The sequence below is a fragment of the Ruminiclostridium cellobioparum subsp. termitidis CT1112 genome, assembly GCF_000350485.1.
Lineage (GTDB): Bacteria > Bacillota > Clostridia > Acetivibrionales > DSM-1351 > Ruminiclostridium > Ruminiclostridium termitidis.
This window is the reverse complement of record NZ_AORV01000026.1, coordinates 140521-156513: the sequence shown is the minus strand read 5'-3', so window position 1 is coordinate 156513 and position 15993 is coordinate 140521. Positions and strand designations below refer to the sequence as shown.

Annotated in this window: 14 protein-coding genes and 1 pseudogene; 11 read left to right on the top strand and 4 right to left on the bottom strand. The window is 41.7% G+C overall.

Translation table 11 applies throughout. The features are described 5' to 3' along the window. Positions 1 to 144: 144 nt before the first annotated feature. The 3 genes from CTER_RS07975 to CTER_RS07965 all read left to right on the top strand — a co-directional run bounded on the left by CTER_RS07975 (position 145) and on the right by CTER_RS07965 (position 5798). A complete protein-coding gene (locus CTER_RS07975) occupies positions 145 to 2037 on the top strand; it encodes an Nramp family divalent metal transporter (protein WP_004624989.1) in 1893 nt (630 codons plus the stop codon). A 288-nt stretch (positions 2038 to 2325) separates the two neighbouring features. Beyond that, positions 2326 to 4068: an ABC transporter ATP-binding protein gene (locus CTER_RS07970; protein ID WP_004625021.1), complete on the top strand. Its 1743-nt coding sequence runs from the start codon at positions 2326 to 2328 to the stop codon at positions 4066 to 4068. After that, positions 4065 to 5798: an ABC transporter ATP-binding protein gene (locus CTER_RS07965; RefSeq protein ID WP_004624751.1), complete on the top strand. Its 1734-nt coding sequence runs from the start codon at positions 4065 to 4067 to the stop codon at positions 5796 to 5798. Before CTER_RS07970 ends, CTER_RS07965 begins: the two co-directional genes overlap by 4 nt. Before the next feature lie 59 nt (positions 5799 to 5857). On the opposite strand, the gene CTER_RS07960 is transcribed toward CTER_RS07965, so the two are convergent. Together CTER_RS07960 and CTER_RS07955 are read right to left on the bottom strand one after the other, a co-directional pair. Then, a complete protein-coding gene (locus tag CTER_RS07960; RefSeq protein WP_040760589.1) occupies positions 5858 to 6247 on the bottom strand; it encodes a metal-dependent transcriptional regulator in 390 nt (129 codons plus the stop codon). Next, complete coding sequence (locus CTER_RS07955; protein WP_004624932.1) at positions 6240 to 7247, bottom strand: helix-turn-helix domain-containing protein; 1008 nt, start codon at positions 7245 to 7247, stop codon at positions 6240 to 6242. Before CTER_RS07955 ends, CTER_RS07960 begins: the two co-directional genes overlap by 8 nt. A 243-nt stretch (positions 7248 to 7490) precedes the next feature. On the opposite strand from CTER_RS07955, the pseudogene CTER_RS07950 reads away from it, so the two are divergent. Further along, positions 7491 to 7697 (top strand): annotated as a pseudogene (locus CTER_RS07950) (uracil-DNA glycosylase family protein); the annotation flags it as partial. Positions 7698 to 7797: 100 nt separating this feature from the next. Here CTER_RS07950 and CTER_RS07945 read toward each other — a convergent pair. After that, positions 7798 to 8016, bottom strand: coding sequence for a helix-turn-helix domain-containing protein (locus tag CTER_RS07945; RefSeq protein ID WP_004624991.1), 219 nt, complete (start codon positions 8014 to 8016; stop codon positions 7798 to 7800). 116 nt (positions 8017 to 8132) lie between these two features. On the opposite strand from CTER_RS07945, the gene CTER_RS07940 reads away from it, so the two are divergent. Then, positions 8133 to 8426 (top strand): DUF6809 family protein, encoded by a 294-nt coding sequence (locus tag CTER_RS07940; RefSeq protein WP_004624918.1) that lies wholly within the window; start codon positions 8133 to 8135, stop codon positions 8424 to 8426. A gap of 182 nt (positions 8427 to 8608) precedes the next feature. Here the strand turns inward: CTER_RS07940 and CTER_RS07935 are convergent, their stop codons facing one another. Beyond that, the gene (locus CTER_RS07935; protein ID WP_004625013.1) at positions 8609 to 9736 is read right to left on the bottom strand and encodes an ROK family transcriptional regulator; all 1128 of its coding nucleotides are present in this window, start codon (positions 9734 to 9736) and stop codon (positions 8609 to 8611) included. A 258-nt stretch (positions 9737 to 9994) separates the two neighbouring features. Here CTER_RS07935 and CTER_RS07930 point away from each other — a divergent pair, with 258 nt between their 5' ends. The 6 genes from CTER_RS07930 (at position 9995) to CTER_RS07905 (ending at position 15990) form a co-directional block, all read left to right on the top strand. After that, the gene (locus CTER_RS07930) at positions 9995 to 11044 is read left to right on the top strand and encodes an NAD(P)-dependent alcohol dehydrogenase (RefSeq protein ID WP_004624922.1); all 1050 of its coding nucleotides are present in this window, start codon (positions 9995 to 9997) and stop codon (positions 11042 to 11044) included. Between the two features lie 11 nt (positions 11045 to 11055). Next, entirely contained in the window at positions 11056 to 11448 is a 393-nt protein-coding gene (locus CTER_RS07925; RefSeq protein WP_004624967.1) for a VOC family protein, read from the top strand. A 21-nt stretch (positions 11449 to 11469) separates the two neighbouring features. After that, the gene (locus CTER_RS07920; protein WP_004624781.1) at positions 11470 to 12444 is read left to right on the top strand and encodes a carbohydrate kinase family protein; all 975 of its coding nucleotides are present in this window, start codon (positions 11470 to 11472) and stop codon (positions 12442 to 12444) included. Between the two features lie 45 nt (positions 12445 to 12489). Then, positions 12490 to 13254, top strand: a complete 765-nt coding sequence (locus tag CTER_RS07915; protein ID WP_004624728.1) for an SDR family oxidoreductase — start codon at positions 12490 to 12492, stop codon at positions 13252 to 13254. A gap of 122 nt (positions 13255 to 13376) precedes the next feature. Then, positions 13377 to 14390 (top strand): sugar ABC transporter substrate-binding protein, encoded by a 1014-nt coding sequence (locus CTER_RS07910; protein ID WP_004625000.1) that lies wholly within the window; start codon positions 13377 to 13379, stop codon positions 14388 to 14390. 97 nt (positions 14391 to 14487) lie between these two features. Beyond that, positions 14488 to 15990: a sugar ABC transporter ATP-binding protein gene (locus CTER_RS07905; protein ID WP_004624979.1), complete on the top strand. Its 1503-nt coding sequence runs from the start codon at positions 14488 to 14490 to the stop codon at positions 15988 to 15990. Positions 15991 to 15993 lie beyond the last annotated feature (3 nt).

Below are 15993 nucleotides of genomic sequence, written 5' to 3'. Positions count from 1 at the left end.
CCAAATTTATCGGGGAAGCATTAAAATTCTATTCAGAAGGTATTAAGTAAAGAATCTTGATAAATTTGATCATGAGGAGAATTTGAGTTTAATTCCAGTAAGCATGTGGTATAAATATAACTATGAATTTACTGGAGGTTATACATGAAAGATAACGAAAAATCTCTGTCGGAAATTAATGCAAGTGTTCAAATACCAAAGCAATATAATTTGTTCAAAAGATTGATTGCCTTTGTAGGACCTGCATATCTGGTTAGCATCGGCTATATGGATCCTGGCAACTGGGCAACTGACATAGCGGGAGGGAGCCAATTCGGATATGCGTTAATCTGGGTCCTGTTCATGTCAAATCTTATGGCGGTTTTTTTGCAGAGTCTCAGCGCAAGGCTGGGCATTGTCACAGGAATGGACCTCGCACAGGCATGTGCGGCTCATTATAAAAAAGGTATCAACTATATACTATGGATATTAACCGAGCTGGCAATCGTTGCAACAGACCTTGCCGAGGTATTAGGCTCGGCTATCGGAATCCAGCTTTTGTTTCACATCCCGTTAGAATACGGTATTATCATCACGGCACTAGATACCTTCATCATTTTATTTATTCAGAAATTTGGCGTCAGAAAGCTGGAAGCCATCGTTGTAGGTTTAATTTCCATTATCGGACTCAGCTTTCTCATAGAAATCATATTATCAAAACCCGATTATGCTCTTGTTGCAAAAGGCTTTATTCCAAGTCTGCCGGGTAAAGGTGCTCTGTTTATAGCAATAGGTATACTTGGGGCGACTGTCATGCCCCATAATTTATACCTTCACTCCTCGCTTGTTCAATCAAGAAACATTGAAAGAAGCGATGCAGGCATAAAGCAGGCAATTAAATTCAACGTGCTTGATTCTGTGGTCGCTCTGAATCTTGCCTTCTTCGTAAATGCTGCTATTTTAGTAATGGCTGCAGCAGCTTTTCATAGGACGGGGAATGTAGCCGTAGACGAAATACAAAAAGCTTTTCAGCTCCTTCAGCCGATTCTGGGAACAACCCTGGCCCCTATTCTTTTTGCAGTCGCTTTAATTGCTTCAGGTCAGGCATCTACCATAACAGGTACACTTACAGGACAAATTATCATGGAGGGTTTTATTAATATCAGGCTCCAACCGTGGGTTAGGAGGCTTATAACCAGACTGCTTGCAATTATACCTGCAATGGTGGTAATCCTTTACTTTGGTGAAGCTTCGACAGGATGGCTTTTGGTATTGAGCCAGGTAATTCTGAGTATGCAGCTTTCCTTTGCAGTGATTCCATTAATTCATTTTGCAAGCAATAGAATTCTAATGAAAAAGTTTGTCATACCAACATGGGCCAAGTATATATCATGGTTCATTGCGGCAGTTATCATGGTACTGAACATCAAGCTGGTTATGGATACACTGGCGGGATTGCTGAACGGAAAAAATATCAATCTGCTGATAGCTGTATTGATACTGTGTGTCAGTGTTTCTTTAGGTATACTGTTGATTTATATTGTGTTTGAACCACTGCTGGCAAAAATATTTGGAAACAAACTGCAAAGACGCAGAGAAACCGATATACACGGAGGCGGAATTATGCCTGTGGTTAGAGAAGTAAAGCCTTTCAAAAAGATTGCGGTTGCTCTTGATTTTACAGACAGCGACGGAGAGATTCTTTCATATGCAGTCGGGATTGCCAGGGGTTCATCCGAACTGGTACTGATGCATGTAATTGAAAGTGCCGGTGCAAGTGTCTACGGAAATGAAATTGAGGATATTGAAACAAAAACAGACCGGGATAGGTTGAACAGATATGCAGATGAACTGAGAAAAATGGGCGTTAAGGATGTTTGGGTTGAAATTGGATATGGAAACGTAGTTAACGCGTTGTCCGGGATGATTACAAATAATGAAGCTGATATGGTGGTTTTCGGTTCACATGGACATAAGGGTGTTAAGGATATTATTTTTGGCATAACGTCAAACAGAGTAAAAGATAGAGTCAAAATACCGATATTGATTGCGAAATAATAATATGGATGACAGGAGCAAGGGCAAAAATTTGTGGGCTGTGTTTTTCAGAAACGGAAAGCACAGCCTTTTTTTATTTTGCCGGAAACACCCGATTATCCCGATATGGGATTTGATCCATGCTTACAATCTGCCCGTTATGAATAAACTTCTGCCATAAAAAAATCAAATTCAGTGCCTCTTATTGTTCAAGAATTTCAGCTCTGTTAAAATTTGTTTGAAATGCCGAACTTTTATGCTGATTTTACAACCTATATTTTTAAATCTTATATCATAAGGAGGGTGATTATGGAAAAAACAAATCAAGTTAATATTTATAAAAAAAGAGGAGGGCTATCGGCTTTTTTTACGGCTATCAGCGTTGTCACAGGCATACTTTCGATCCTTATTGTTGTATATATGATAAGTTTGTTGTGGGATGGAACTTCGCTTGGAAGGGTGATTCTGCTCGGAACAGCCGTATGCCTTTGCCAAATAATCAAAGCTGTTTTTTATGCTCTGGCTTTATGGAAAGCGCACGATTACGCCTATTCTTCCCTGCTGGAAATACGGCTAGGCATGATCGGGCACCTGAAAAAGCTGCCATTTTCTTTTTTTCAAAAAAGAAAAGCCGGAGATCTGGCAAATATTATAGACCGGGATGTGGAACGGATCGAAATTTATCTGGCCCATACCCTTCCCGATGTGGTCATTACGAATATCGCCTGTGTGGCTGCTTTTGCTATTGTGGCGGTTCTGGACTGGCGCTTGGGTATTGCGGTCATATCCACCGTTCCATTTGTATTTGTACTGATGCCCATTTTCAGCAAGCTCTGGACGAAATCGGTGGAGGATTACCAGAGAAGCATTAAAACTGTTTCTGAAAATGTGATGGAATACATCGGGGCAATCTCTGCAATCAAAGCTTTCAGCAGCGAAGAAAAGAAAACGGGAAAGGTCCTGCAAAGCATGTACAAATATATTGACAGCGCCAGGAAAGCGATCTATGTGCAGTCAGTACCCATGAGTTTGATCTTCCTGCTTATGGAGGGCGGTATCGTCGCGGTGGCCATTGCCGGCTCGGCCATTTTAAGCAGGCAGCCTGTTACCGCCTGGGGTATTATCGTCTACATTCTGTCGATTATCCTTGCCGGACAATTCTCAAAAAATTTCTCGAAGTCCATGTCTCTGGAATACAACAAAATTGTTTTTAAGAATACCATGACGGCAGTGGAATCCGTGATGAAGGTTCCAGCGGAACCTGAAAAAGAAAAACATAAAGATCCGACTGCGGGAGACATAGAATTCAAAGATGTCACATTTGGTTACGATGAAAATGAAAAGACTTTAAAGAACATCAATGTCATCTTTAAAAAGAATTCCGTCAATGCCATCGTTGGTCCCTCCGGGGCCGGAAAGAGCACTATGGCCAATCTCATGATGAATTTCTGGCAGCCTGACAGCGGAGCCGTTACCATTGGGGGACGAAATGTGAAGGATTTTCACGAACAGGATTTGTCGGCTTTGATCTCCATTGTCCAGCAGGATACCTTCTTATTTAACAGCACTGTTGAAGAAAATATCCGTATCGGCAAAAAGGATGCCGGTCGGGAGGAAATCGTCAACGCAGCGAAAAAGGCAAAGATACATGATATAATCATGGGTTTCCCGGAGGGTTACCAAACCATGGCAGGAGAAGGCGGCGCCAAACTGTCCGGAGGAGAAAAGCAAAGGATTTCCATAGCACGCATGATCTTAAAGGACGCTCCAATCGTAATACTGGATGAAGCGACGGCAGCCATTGATCCCTATAACGAGGCGTTGATTCAGCAAGCCATCGGCAGCCTATGCGAAAATAAGACGTTGATTATTATCGCCCATCACCTGAACACCATCCGGTCGGCCGATCAAATTATTGTCATGCAGGGCGGTGAGCTTGCTGCCAAAGGGAGACATAACGAGCTGCTTGAGATAAACAGCCTGTATAAGACCATGGTGGAAGCTGAGCGGCAGGCAGAGCATTGGAATATCAAGGAGGTTTCAGGTCTATGATCAAAGAATTGTTTGCACATATCAGCAAGAAGGGTAAGCGCATGCTGGCAGCAGCCACCATTGCCAACACCATCAGTTCCCTCCTGTTTGCAGGCATTATGCTGACGGTTTTCCGTATGCTGACAGCAATTACCGAGGGAAAAAAAGATCTGGCAGGATACTGGTGGCTGATGATCGGAATGCTTGCCGCAAAATTTGTTGCCAGCATCATTTCCGTCGGCACCACACACTTTGGCGGTTTTGAAATGGAAATGAACTTAAAGGAGAAAATTATCCGCAGGTTAAAACAGTTCTCCCTGGGTTTTTATACCAGGGAACGCCTTGGTGAAATAAGTACGGTTGTACAAAACGACGTGGATAATCTGGAGGGCGCTGTGGCGCACTTAGGCTCAAGAGTCGTGAGCGATACCCTGACATCCCTTGTGGTTGGCATTGCCCTTTTTATACTTGACTGGAGAATGGGGCTGGTAATGATTTCATTATTGCCCCTGGCGCTGTGGATGCAAGCAGCGGGTATTAAAAGATCTCTGGTATTAAAGGAAGAAAACAAACGAAATCTGGCAGATATGGTCAGCCGGTTTGTAGAGTATACAAAAGGTATCCCTCTGCTGAAGGCTTTTCCCGAAAACATATTTTTTCAAAACCGGTTAAAAGAAAGTGCCCGGTGCTTTAAGGAAAGCAGCAAAGCGGAATCCAGAGCCGGAGCAGGTGACTCCGCAAGATATTTTATTCCGTTTGAGCTTTGCTTTGGCTTGCTTGCCTTGATCGGGGGTATTCTCACCTGGTATAAAATTCTTGATGCCGACGGCTACGTATACTTTATTGTTTTCAGCCAGGAATTCTACAAGCCGTTTGCCGGTTTGGAAAGCTACAGGATGAGCTATACCGGTGCCAGGGACAGTTACGGGAGAATTGCAAAGCTGTTGGGTGCCCCCGTTATGGAAAATCCAATTGCGCCAAAGTCTGCCAACCGGTTCGATATCCATTTTGACCATGTGAGTTTTCGGTATGAGGAAAACGGTTTTGAATTGAAAGATGCAGATTTTACTCTGGAGCAGGGGAGCCTCACAGCTTTAGTAGGGCCATCCGGGTCTGGTAAAACGACCATCACCAGTCTCCTCCTGCGCTTTTGGGATTGCCAGTCAGGTAAAATTGAAATCGGAGGTGTGGACATCCGTGAAATGGATTATGACGAGCTGCTGTCAAAAATAAGCATTGTCATGCAAAATGTCATCTTATTTGCTGACACCGTTTACGAAAACATCAAAATGGGAAACAGCAGAGCAACGAAAGAACAGGTCATTGATGCGGCAAAAAAGGCTATGATCCACCATTTCATCATGAGTCTGCCGGATGGGTATAAAACTATGCTGGGAGAAGGCGGCGCAGGACTTTCCGGCGGCCAGAAGCAAAGGCTTTCAATTGCCCGCGCTCTTTTAAAAGACAGCCCTGTTGTACTGCTTGACGAGGCAACCAGTAATGTGGATTCCATGAATGAGGTATCTATCCAAAAAGCCGTCAGCAATCTAGCTATAGGCCGGACGGTGCTGGTCATTGCACATCATTTGCAGACCATCCGGTCGGCAGACCGCATTCTAGTCTTTCAAGAAGGACGGATTGCCGAGAGGGGCAGGCATTCGGAGCTGATTGACGAGGGCGGTCTTTATTATGAGTTGTGGGCTGCCCAGCAACAGGCAAAAACATGGAAAATTGAAAGTCAAACCGCTTAGAGCTTATGAGTCCTTTTAAAAAACAGACGCCGGAAAGTTATAAATGTTCCGGCGTTTATCTATATCTTGCTATTTTTTGAAAAATCCTTTAGAAAATCACGCATGGCGGTAACTGATTTGCCGCTGATTACATGCTCGATTGCACATGCGTCGGTGTCGGCCGTACCGTCGTCTATTCTCAGGACATCCGTAAAAAACCTTTGAATGATGTGGTGTTTTTCTGAAATGATACCTGCTGTTTCCAGACCGGCATCCGTGAGATAAATTTGCTGATACTTCTCATTTGTAATCAAGCCTTTTTGAGCAAGTATGGACATGGCTGTGTTGGCTGTTGATTTTGTGACATTCATCCACGCGGCAACATCCGTTAGCCGGACACTTCCACTTTCTCCCGATAACTCATAGACGGCTTCGAGGTAATTTTCCATGGTAAAGGAAAGCTTATCCATCATTTTTATTCTCCTGACAACGGTTGTTTTTTAGACAGCGGTATTCCATGGGGGTAATTCCATAAGTGTTTTTAAAAAGTTCCGCAAACCGGCTGGGGCTCTTGCAGCCAACACTTTTAGCAATTATATATATTGGTTCGCCGGTACTGTCAATCCTGTGTAATGCCTCTTTCATCCGGGCTTTAATCACATACCCGTGAATGGTACTGCCAAAGGCAAGCTGAAAATCATTTTGCAGTTTACCTGCACTTGTATTTGTCAAAAAAGCTAATTCGGAAATTTTAGGTGAAGACGAAAGCTGTTCGTCAATAATTGTTCTTGCTTTGTTGACGGCCGTAAAATCTTCTTCTGTCAAGCGGCGATTGTGGTTGTGCTCCGAGGAAAGGATTTCATTGGCTTTGGCAGCAACCAGGTACAGTATTTCCATTATTTTGCCTTCATAATATAATTCCGACGAAACATCGGATTCCATGCTGTGTTTGATTTGCTTGAGAACAAGCTGCAAATCGGGACTGAAGCAGCTTTTATAGTTCATTTTGATAAGATCACTGACGTTCAAGGCATTGCTTGAAAATCTCTCTCTTAAATACTGCAAATAAAACTCTTCCCAGATCATAATTTGGATTCCGCGAACGGGAGTCATTGGCAAGAATACGAGTTTTCCCTGGTGCTTTTGATTTATGTGAGTGCCTATGCCCGACTGCACTTGAAATCTTCCGAACTCGTACTCCCAGCTTTCCGCTTTGATGGATTCCAGGTATAAAATTTCCAGAAATTGATTGGTTAACGTATAATCCTTCCGAGTGGGGTAACGAAAAGCGTAATCCATACTGGATATAAAAAACTTGTTTTTAAATATAAGCTGTTTTATATGGCCCGAGGCAAACTCTTCATCCGCTTCAAAGAAAGTAAACGCCCCGTCGTTTTTGGATTGCCGGAAGCAAAGCTCCAGCGGTTGTTCCATGGGAACTCTTGAATTTACAGCTGTTTGCAGGTTCATATCATATTTACCTTCCTCACTGCCAATTTTAAATAAAGCGACGTACGAAAAAATAGGAGGCTCCCTTTGTTTATTGTTATAAAAACAGTTAAATGGCTATAATGTTCGAGTAATCTAACTAATATTTTAACACAGGTAAATCGGCAGTTCAAGCGCTATAAATACTAAGCCTGCCCTGAATGTTTGATACAATGAACCCAATAGGTTTGGGAGAGTTAGTTTGAACTCCCTATCTTTTAAAAAATGGTTTGTCTGGGAGATACGGTTGTTCAGGCGATGTTTGATGATAGGGAGGCCCATGTAAAAAATCTGAGAGGGCTATGGCATGTTGTACTGGGATATCCCTGCATTGTCTCCTATCATCCGCTGGCTGTGAGGAGACGGCCCAATCTGGCACGTCAGTTTATGGAGGATTGGGACATGCTGGGGCAACGGTTATCTGGTTGTTGACAATTGTAATGAGCGGCAATTGTCATAGCCATTTAAACGCAAAGAGATTTTAGGGTTTTATTTGTGTGAATAGTTGCGGTCTCCTAAAGCATATGTTTCTTCAGTCTTTAGAATATGGTTTTTTTACATTTGTCCTGTTAAGAAGATAGTCTGTACTTGTATTATGTAGATCTGCCAGTTTGATTAAGATACTGGTAGGTATATCCACTTCGCCACGCTCATAATTACTATAAATTCTTTGACTGCAATTGAGGTATGCTGCAACCTGTATTTGTGTCATATCCTTATCCTCGCGTAAATTTCGTATTCTTCCATACATAATGGGATCACCTCAATACAATTATAGTTTAGCGAATTATTCGCTATTGACTTTTAGCGAAAATATCGCTAAGATTGTATTGGAAAGTAAATAGAAGGATAGAAAGAAGGCGAAATATGAGGTCTATTTTGGAAGAATTATATGAGGGGAATATATGCGTGGATGAATTGATTGTTTCAAAACATCCCGAATATCGTCCGTTAAACAAAAGAATATCCGAAACACTGGCGATGTGGAGAAATAAGCTTTCACAAGAAGACTACAATCAACTAGAAAAATTGATGGATTTGCGTTCTGAAGCAGGTTCAATAGAAGCTTCTGAAGCGTTCATGAACGGATTTAAGCTTGGGGCAGTGATCATCATGGAAGTATTGAACGGAAAGGAGGAGCTTGTGAAGGGAGCTGATTAAGATTGATAGGTACAATGGGGTAATGGATACAGAGCTATTGCTGCCAGTTAGCCAACTGTGATAATCGGGATGAAGAATGTGTATATACCGCAATGAGGAAAATTGCGCAAATGCTAAAACCCGAATATCAGGGTGTATATAAAATAGACTGACTAAAAAAGCAGCAATCATAATAATGCTTTTTAAATATTATCAATAAACGGCTTGATATGAAGCAGTGCAGCACCCACTGCAGCAGCTTCCCGCTTGTAATGGCATACTTGAACATAATTGCCATCCATCTCAAAAGTATTTAAATTTGCGATATATCCTTTTAATTTGGCCATATATTCATCAATATAAGCCCCGACATAACCGCCTAAAATTATACTGCAGTCAAAAAACATACGTAAATTATTAACAGCGGTAGCGAGATAGTCCAAATATTTTTCCCACACTGCTTCTATTTTTCTATCGCCCTTTTTCAACAAGTCAAAAAAGTCAGCTAGATTTCCGTTTGTATGTTCTGCTAAAACCAGAGCCGAGCAGTAAGTATCCAGACAGCCCTTCTTGCCGCAATAGCATTGTAATCCGTTGCGCTCAATTGTCATATGTCCGAATTCTCCGCCGCGCTGGTTTTCACCTAAATAAATTTTGTTATCCAGAAGAATCGAACCGCCCACTGTATTACTCAAAGAAAGATAAATTGCATTTTTCAGCGTATTTCTGTTCCACATTTCTGCAATACCTGCAGCATTGGCATCATTACACAAAAGGTAGGGATACTTTATGTAATTCTGATAGTTTGCAAACCTTTCATTGGTAACTTGTAAAACATAGGAACTCACTAAGGTTAATCCATCATCTGACAATATCCCTGGAAGGGAAATTCCCACCCCCAATATTTTTGAAGGGTTTATTCCGGATTTTTCAATCACATTATCGATAAGTTTCCCCATTTCCTGGGCATGGTCCAGTGTATTTTGGTATTTTTTCGATACCCGGATACTTTCAACAATATTTCCGGTTAAATTTATCAGTACCGTACTTATATGGTTTCGTGTAATATCCACTCCGATTGCATATCTGGCATTCTCCACACAGGATATTGCTACTGCCTTTCTTCCTCCGGTAGACCCCAAAACGCCGGCTTCCTCCACCAAGCCTTCATCCTGTAAGGATTTCACATTCTGCATAACGGTAGGCATACTGATACCAAGAAGATAAGCAATTTCGGGCTTGGAAATTCTCTCCTTTTCACAAATCAGTTTATAAATACGGTTTCTATTTTCTTTTTTTACATCTATGTTATTTGATTTATTATATTTCATTTAATTCTAACCTTTCTGTTTAGTTTATAGTTTGTATAAAGTGTTTTATTAATGGTTATTAATATAACCTATTTTTCATATATTTACAAGGTTAAAAAACAAAGCGGTCTCATGCTTTTACCGTGAGTATTAATAAAAATTCATGTTGACAAGCAAAGGGGTTATACCTATAATGTTAATTAAGTCGTTTATATAAAGTATTTATTATAAATACTTTAATAAAGTGACTTTCATAATAACTTGGGAGGGGTTGATTACGTGCAAGGAAAAATGAAGATTGCAGTTATGGAAGGGATAGGTAAAATGGGCTTTACTGAAAAGGACATTCCGCAAACTGCCGACAATGAGGTTTTAGTAAAACTTGAATATGTAGGTATCTGTGGTTCTGATCTGCATTATTATGAAACTGGCAGAATAGGCGATTACATAGTAAATCCTCCATTTGTTCTGGGACATGAACCGGGTGGTACTGTGGTGGAAGTGGGCAAAAATGTAAAACATCTCAAGGTGGGGGACCGCGTTGCACTTGAGCCTGGAAAGACTTGCGGTCAATGTGAATTCTGCAGAACCGGAAAATATAACCTTTGCCCCGATGTCATATTCTTTGCAACTCCGCCCGTGGATGGCGTATTTCAGGAATATGTGGCACATGAGGCAGAGCTTTGTTTTAAACTTCCTGATAATGTGAGTACTCTTGAAGGCGCATTGATTGAACCCCTGGCAGTTGGTTTCCATGCCGGCATGCAGGGTGGAGCTCATGCAGGGCAAACTGCCGTTGTTACCGGTTCGGGATGTATTGGTCTTGTTACAATGATGGCACTTAAAGCAATGGGGGTTTCCAAAGTATATGTTGTTGATGTCATGCAGAAGCGTCTGGATAAGGCAATGGAATTGGGCGCAACCGGAGTCATCAATGCCGGAGAGCAGGATGCGGTTAAAGCGGTATTGGAGCTGACGGGAGGCGTGGGCTGTGACCTTGCAGTTGAAACTGCCGGCACTGAAATCACAACACAGCAGACAATACATATGGTTAAAAAAGGTGCTACAATTGTACTGGTCGGCTACGGAAAGACAGGTATGATGAATATGCCCATGAGCCTTGCTTTGGACAAGGAGTTGAGTTTTAATACTGTATTCCGTTACAGGCATATCTATCCGATGGCCATTGACGCAGTTGCAAGCGGTAAAGTAAATCTTAAAGGTATTGTCACAAATATTTTCGAATTTGAAGACTTACAGAATGCTATGGACTTGAGTGTACGTGATAAGGCTAATATTGTAAAAGCAGTTGTCAAAATAGCTAATTAAGGAGTAGGCATATGTCAGTATCAAAATTTGTGACCGGTATTCAACATATTGGTATCCCAACGAACGATATCCGGAAGACAATTGAATTCTACAACAGCCTTGGTTTTGAAACTGCCCTTGAGACGGCAAATGAGGCTGCAAATGAAAAGGTGGCATTCCTGAAGTTAAAAAATCTTATTATCGAAACTTACCAAAATAATAATGCTTGTGAAACAGATGGTGCCATTGATCATATTGCAATAGATGTGACAGACATTGAAAAAGCTTTTGATATGATCAGGGCTGATGGGCATTTGCTGCTTGATACAGAGATTCAGTTTCTCCCTTTTTGGGAGCAGGGTGTAAAATTTTTCAGGATTAAGGGGCCGAATGCCGAAAAAATAGAGTTTAGTCAGATATTGTGAAAAAATTGGAGGTAAAAGCTCTTGTTTGATGTAACTGCAATCGGAGAATTGCTCATAGATTTTACACCTGCCGGCAACAATCAGCGTGGCGATCTGCTGTTTGCCCGAAATCCGGGCGGAGCACCGGCTAATGTTTTGGCAGCAAACAGCCGTATGGGAGGAAAGACAGCCTTTATAGGCAAAGTCGGGAAGGATAGTTTTGGTGCATTTCTGAGAGGTACATTGGAGGGCATAGGAATCTCTACAGAGGGATTGGTGATCTCTGAAACGGTAAATACAACACTCGCTTTTGTTCAGCTTGACCATAAAGGTGACCGCTCGTTCAGTTTTTACCGTAAACCCGGTGCTGACATGATGCTTGAGCCGGAGGAGGTCAATGAATTAATCATAGATAATAGCCATATTTTGCATTTCGGTTCAGTCTCCCTGACGGATGAACCTTCCAGAAGTGCAACTTTTCACGCAGTCAGCCTGGCAAAGAAAAAAGGATGCATCATCAGTTACGATCCCAATTACAGACCTTTGCTTTGGGACAGTGCAGAAAAAGCAAAAGAGCAAATGCTGTTGGGTCTTACCTTCGCCGATATAGTAAAGGTGTCGGAGGAAGAAATGATTTTACTCACAGGAGAAAAGGATCTTGTGAAAGGTTCAATGCTGCTTGCGGAAGAGGGTGCTGCTTTGATCCTGGTATCAATGGGGGCTAAGGGAGCATGTTACCGAAAGGGTGAAATATTCGGAATCCTGCCTGCCTATGATGTGAATACAATTGATACAAATGGTGCCGGAGATGCATTTTTAGGTGCGGTCCATTATCGGATCAGAGGAAAGCAGCTCTCGGATATTAGAAATATGTCAAAAGCGGAATTAGAGAATATCCTGTCATTTGCAAATGCAGCAGGTTCACTGACAACCGCCAAAGGCGGTGCCATTACTGCTCTTCCAAGCCTGGAAGAAATAGAAGAATGCATGAGCAAGGTTCCCCTGCTTAATTATTAGAAGTGATAAATAAATATAGGATGATAAAGAATTGGAGGATTATGTATGTATTTAAATGAACTTTTTGGACTTAAGGGAAAGGTTGCCATTGTAACCGGAGCGGGCCGGGGAATTGGCCAGGTTGTGGCAAGAGGGTTAGCCAGGGCTGGAGCTGAAGTAGCTGTCTTTGAGCTGTCTGAAGCTGCTGAAACAGTAAAATTGATTACGGAGGATGGCGGAAAAGCTTATAGTATCATAGCCGACGTTACTGATGAAAAACAGGTGGATGCTGCAATCTCTGAGGTTTTAAAGCGTTCCGGCACTATTGATATTGTATTTAATAATGCAGGTATTTGTATACATAAGTCTACGATTGATGCAACTGTTGATGAATGGCGAAGAGTTGTAGACATAAATTTGACAGGTGAATACATAGTGGCTCGTGCTGCAGGCAGAGTAATGATTGAAAAGAATATTCAAGGAAGTATAATAAATATGGCGTCCATGTCGGGCACTATTGTAAACATTCCCCAATGGCAGGCCTCTTATAATGCTTCAAAAGCGGGTGTTATGCATCTTACAAAATCTCTTGCAATTGAGTGGGCAGATTACGGCATTCGTGTAAACAGCCTTAGCCCGGGATATATTGCCACCCCTATGTCGGTTGATACCCCAAAGGAATTGAAAGATGCGTGGATGCCGCTGATGCCAATGCACCGCATGGGAAGACCGGAGGAATTAGTCGGTGCGGTGCTTTATCTGGCGAGCGGTGCTTCAACATATACATCGGGACATGACCTTATTGTAGATGGGGCTTATACCTGTCAGTAAATTTTCTTGTTATGCTTTGGAATCTATAGATTAGGAAAGTAAATTACAGACTAGTAGTTAGCTATATTGAGGCTAATTGCTCATAAACAAATACTTTTTTATAATTTAAAGGAGGAAGTAATATGAAAAAAAGGTTTCTATCGATTCTTGTATGTGTTGCCGTTCTGGTAACAATACTGGCAGGCTGCGGAGCTGCTGCAGGTGATCCTGCAGGGCCATCCGGCAACAGTACTGCAGGAAAATCCGCTGAAGTAAAAGACAATGATACACAGAAAGCAGTATTAAAAGTTGGTATGACCGTTAACGATTTAAGCAATCAGATATTCGCAAGTTCGTGTGAGGAGTTAAAGAAACTTATAGAGGCAGACGGCGGAAGCATTACATATCTGGATTGCAAAAGCAATCCTGCAACTCAAATACAAGAAGTAGAAAACTTTATTTCCAGCGGTGTCAATGTGATCGTCATCCAGCCATCAGAAGCGAAAGCTTTGGAAACTGTATTGGGGCAGGCTAGAGAAGCAGGTATCAAAGTTTTTTGCTGGGATGAAGATATTGAAAACTCTGATGTTAACTGGTTGATTGACAATTATGCCTTAGGCAAAATAATTGGAGAACAGGCTGCAAAATGGATTAACGATAAATTCAAAGGTGAATGTGAAGTTGCAGTATTGGATTATCCACAGTTGGAGATCCTGGTCAAAAGAGGCAGCGGTATCGTTGACGGGATCAAGGAAAATGCTCCGAATGCCAAAATTGTAGCTAAGAGCAGTGCCATCAATCCTACCGAAGGTCAAAACAAGACCGAAACAATCCTTCAGGCCAATCCAAATATTAAAGTCATCGCTTGTATTGGCGGAGGCGGTGCAGTTGGAGCCAATGAAGCGGTAAAAGCTTCAGGCAAATTTACAGACGATTTTGGTATCTTTGCCGCCGATGCAACTAATGAAGAGCTGGCTGCAATGTCTAAAAATGAAGCTATCAGAATGTCTGTTCTCATCACAGGCGGACCGGACAAGATAGCAGCTGAAATCCATAGCTGGCTGAAAAAACTCATTTCAGGAGAACCTGTTGAAAAGAAAATCTACCGTGATACCACTCCTGTTACAAAAGATAACCTTAACCAATATTATAAATAGCAGAGCTTAAACATTTAAATAGAACTGACCTGAGATGGAGGGGAAATTCTGCAATCTCAGGTCAGTTAAAAATTTTCTGGTTATGGGAGGAAAATTTATGGTTGCGGATAACATGGTTTTGCAGCTTAAAAATATTATAAAGACCTATCCGGGTGTGGTGGCATTAAACGATGTTACCATCGAGGTTGCAAAAGGTGAAGTCCATGCCCTGGTAGGTGAAAATGGCGCAGGTAAATCAACTTTGATCAAAACCTGTACCGGCGCAGTTGTTCCTGACAGCGGGCAGGTGATTGTCAATGGGAGAGAAGTTTCATCAATGACGCCAAAGTTATCTAAAGAAAATGGAATTGCAGTTATATACCAGGAATTTAATCTGGTTGGAGAATTATCGGTAGCTGAAAATATTTTTTTAGGCAGGGCAATAAGAAAAGGTGTGATCATTGACCGAAAAGCAATGGTTGAAGCATCAAAAGAGATATTTGAACAGCTGGATATTGATATTGAACCAAATGAGCTGGTCAAAAACCTGTCTGTAGGGTATCAGCAAATTGTTGAAATTGCAAAAGCTGTTTCTCAGAAAGCTCAGATATTGATCATGGATGAACCCTCGGCGCCCCTGACAAAATCAGAAGTTGAGCGCATGTTTGCAATGGTTGACAAATTAAAAAGTGCCGGTGTGACCATTATTTACATATCACATAGATTGGATGAAATTTTTAGATTGGCTGACAGAATAACGATCATGCGCGATGGTGAGAAAATCAAAACATTAAACACTGCCGAAACAGATGTAAATATGCTTGTGTCTTTGATGGTGGGACGAGAGTTGAAAGAAACATATCCTGCCCGTATGCCATGCATTAAAGATGAGGTTCTACTGGAGGTAAATAATTTGTATGGCAATGGCCTTACTGACGTTTCGTTTCAAATAAGGCGCGGAGAGATTCTGGGCTTTGCCGGGTTGATCGGTGCCGGGAGAACGGAGCTTGCCGAGTTGATTTTTGGTGTGAAGCCAAAAACAAGGGGACAGATTATTTTCAAAGGCAGGGAAATTTCTCCGAAAACCCCACGGGAGGCTATAAATCATGGGATCGTTCTTGTTCCGGAAGATCGGAAGAGACAGGGGGCTCTACTATCAATTGATATAAAAGGCAATATCAGCATGGCTATACTTGAAAAGATTTCATTCTGTTCTGTTATTAATAAGAACAAGGAACGGGAAATAGCGGATAAATACTGCAAGGAACTTAAGATCAAAACACCTGATATCATGCAAATTGTAAAAAATCTGAGCGGTGGTAATCAACAAAAAGTAATTCTCGGTAAATGGCTTGCTTCAAATCCTGACCTGATCATATTGGATGAACCTACCAGAGGGATTGATGTAGGAGCTAAATATGAGATATATAAATTGATTAACTTGTTGGTTGAATCAGGAAAAACCGTTATCATGATTTCATCCGAAATGGAAGAGATAATGGGAATGTCGGATAGAATCATTGTTCTGTCCGAAGGCCGGATTACCGGTATAATCGCAAGACAGGAGTTCAATCAGGAACTAATCATGAGCTATGCATCAATCGTCAAGGGAAAGGAATAATAT

Coding starts and splice junctions, on each gene's coding strand:
- CTER_RS07975 (WP_004624989.1), top strand. CDS start 145: ATGAAAGATAACGAAAAATCTCTGTCGGAAATTAATGCAAGTGTTCAA.
- CTER_RS07970 (WP_004625021.1), top strand. CDS start 2,326: ATGGAAAAAACAAATCAAGTTAATATTTATAAAAAAAGAGGAGGGCTA.
- CTER_RS07965 (WP_004624751.1), top strand. CDS start 4,065: ATGATCAAAGAATTGTTTGCACATATCAGCAAGAAGGGTAAGCGCATG.
- CTER_RS07960 (WP_040760589.1), bottom strand. CDS start 6,247: ATGGATAAGCTTTCCTTTACCATGGAAAATTACCTCGAAGCCGTCTAT.
- CTER_RS07955 (WP_004624932.1), bottom strand. CDS start 7,247: ATGAACCTGCAAACAGCTGTAAATTCAAGAGTTCCCATGGAACAACCG.
- CTER_RS07945 (WP_004624991.1), bottom strand. CDS start 8,016: ATGTATGGAAGAATACGAAATTTACGCGAGGATAAGGATATGACACAA.
- CTER_RS07940 (WP_004624918.1), top strand. CDS start 8,133: ATGAGGTCTATTTTGGAAGAATTATATGAGGGGAATATATGCGTGGAT.
- CTER_RS07935 (WP_004625013.1), bottom strand. CDS start 9,736: ATGAAATATAATAAATCAAATAACATAGATGTAAAAAAAGAAAATAGA.
- CTER_RS07925 (WP_004624967.1), top strand. CDS start 11,056: ATGTCAGTATCAAAATTTGTGACCGGTATTCAACATATTGGTATCCCA.
- CTER_RS07915 (WP_004624728.1), top strand. CDS start 12,490: ATGTATTTAAATGAACTTTTTGGACTTAAGGGAAAGGTTGCCATTGTA.
- CTER_RS07910 (WP_004625000.1), top strand. CDS start 13,377: ATGAAAAAAAGGTTTCTATCGATTCTTGTATGTGTTGCCGTTCTGGTA.
- CTER_RS07905 (WP_004624979.1), top strand. CDS start 14,488: ATGGTTGCGGATAACATGGTTTTGCAGCTTAAAAATATTATAAAGACC.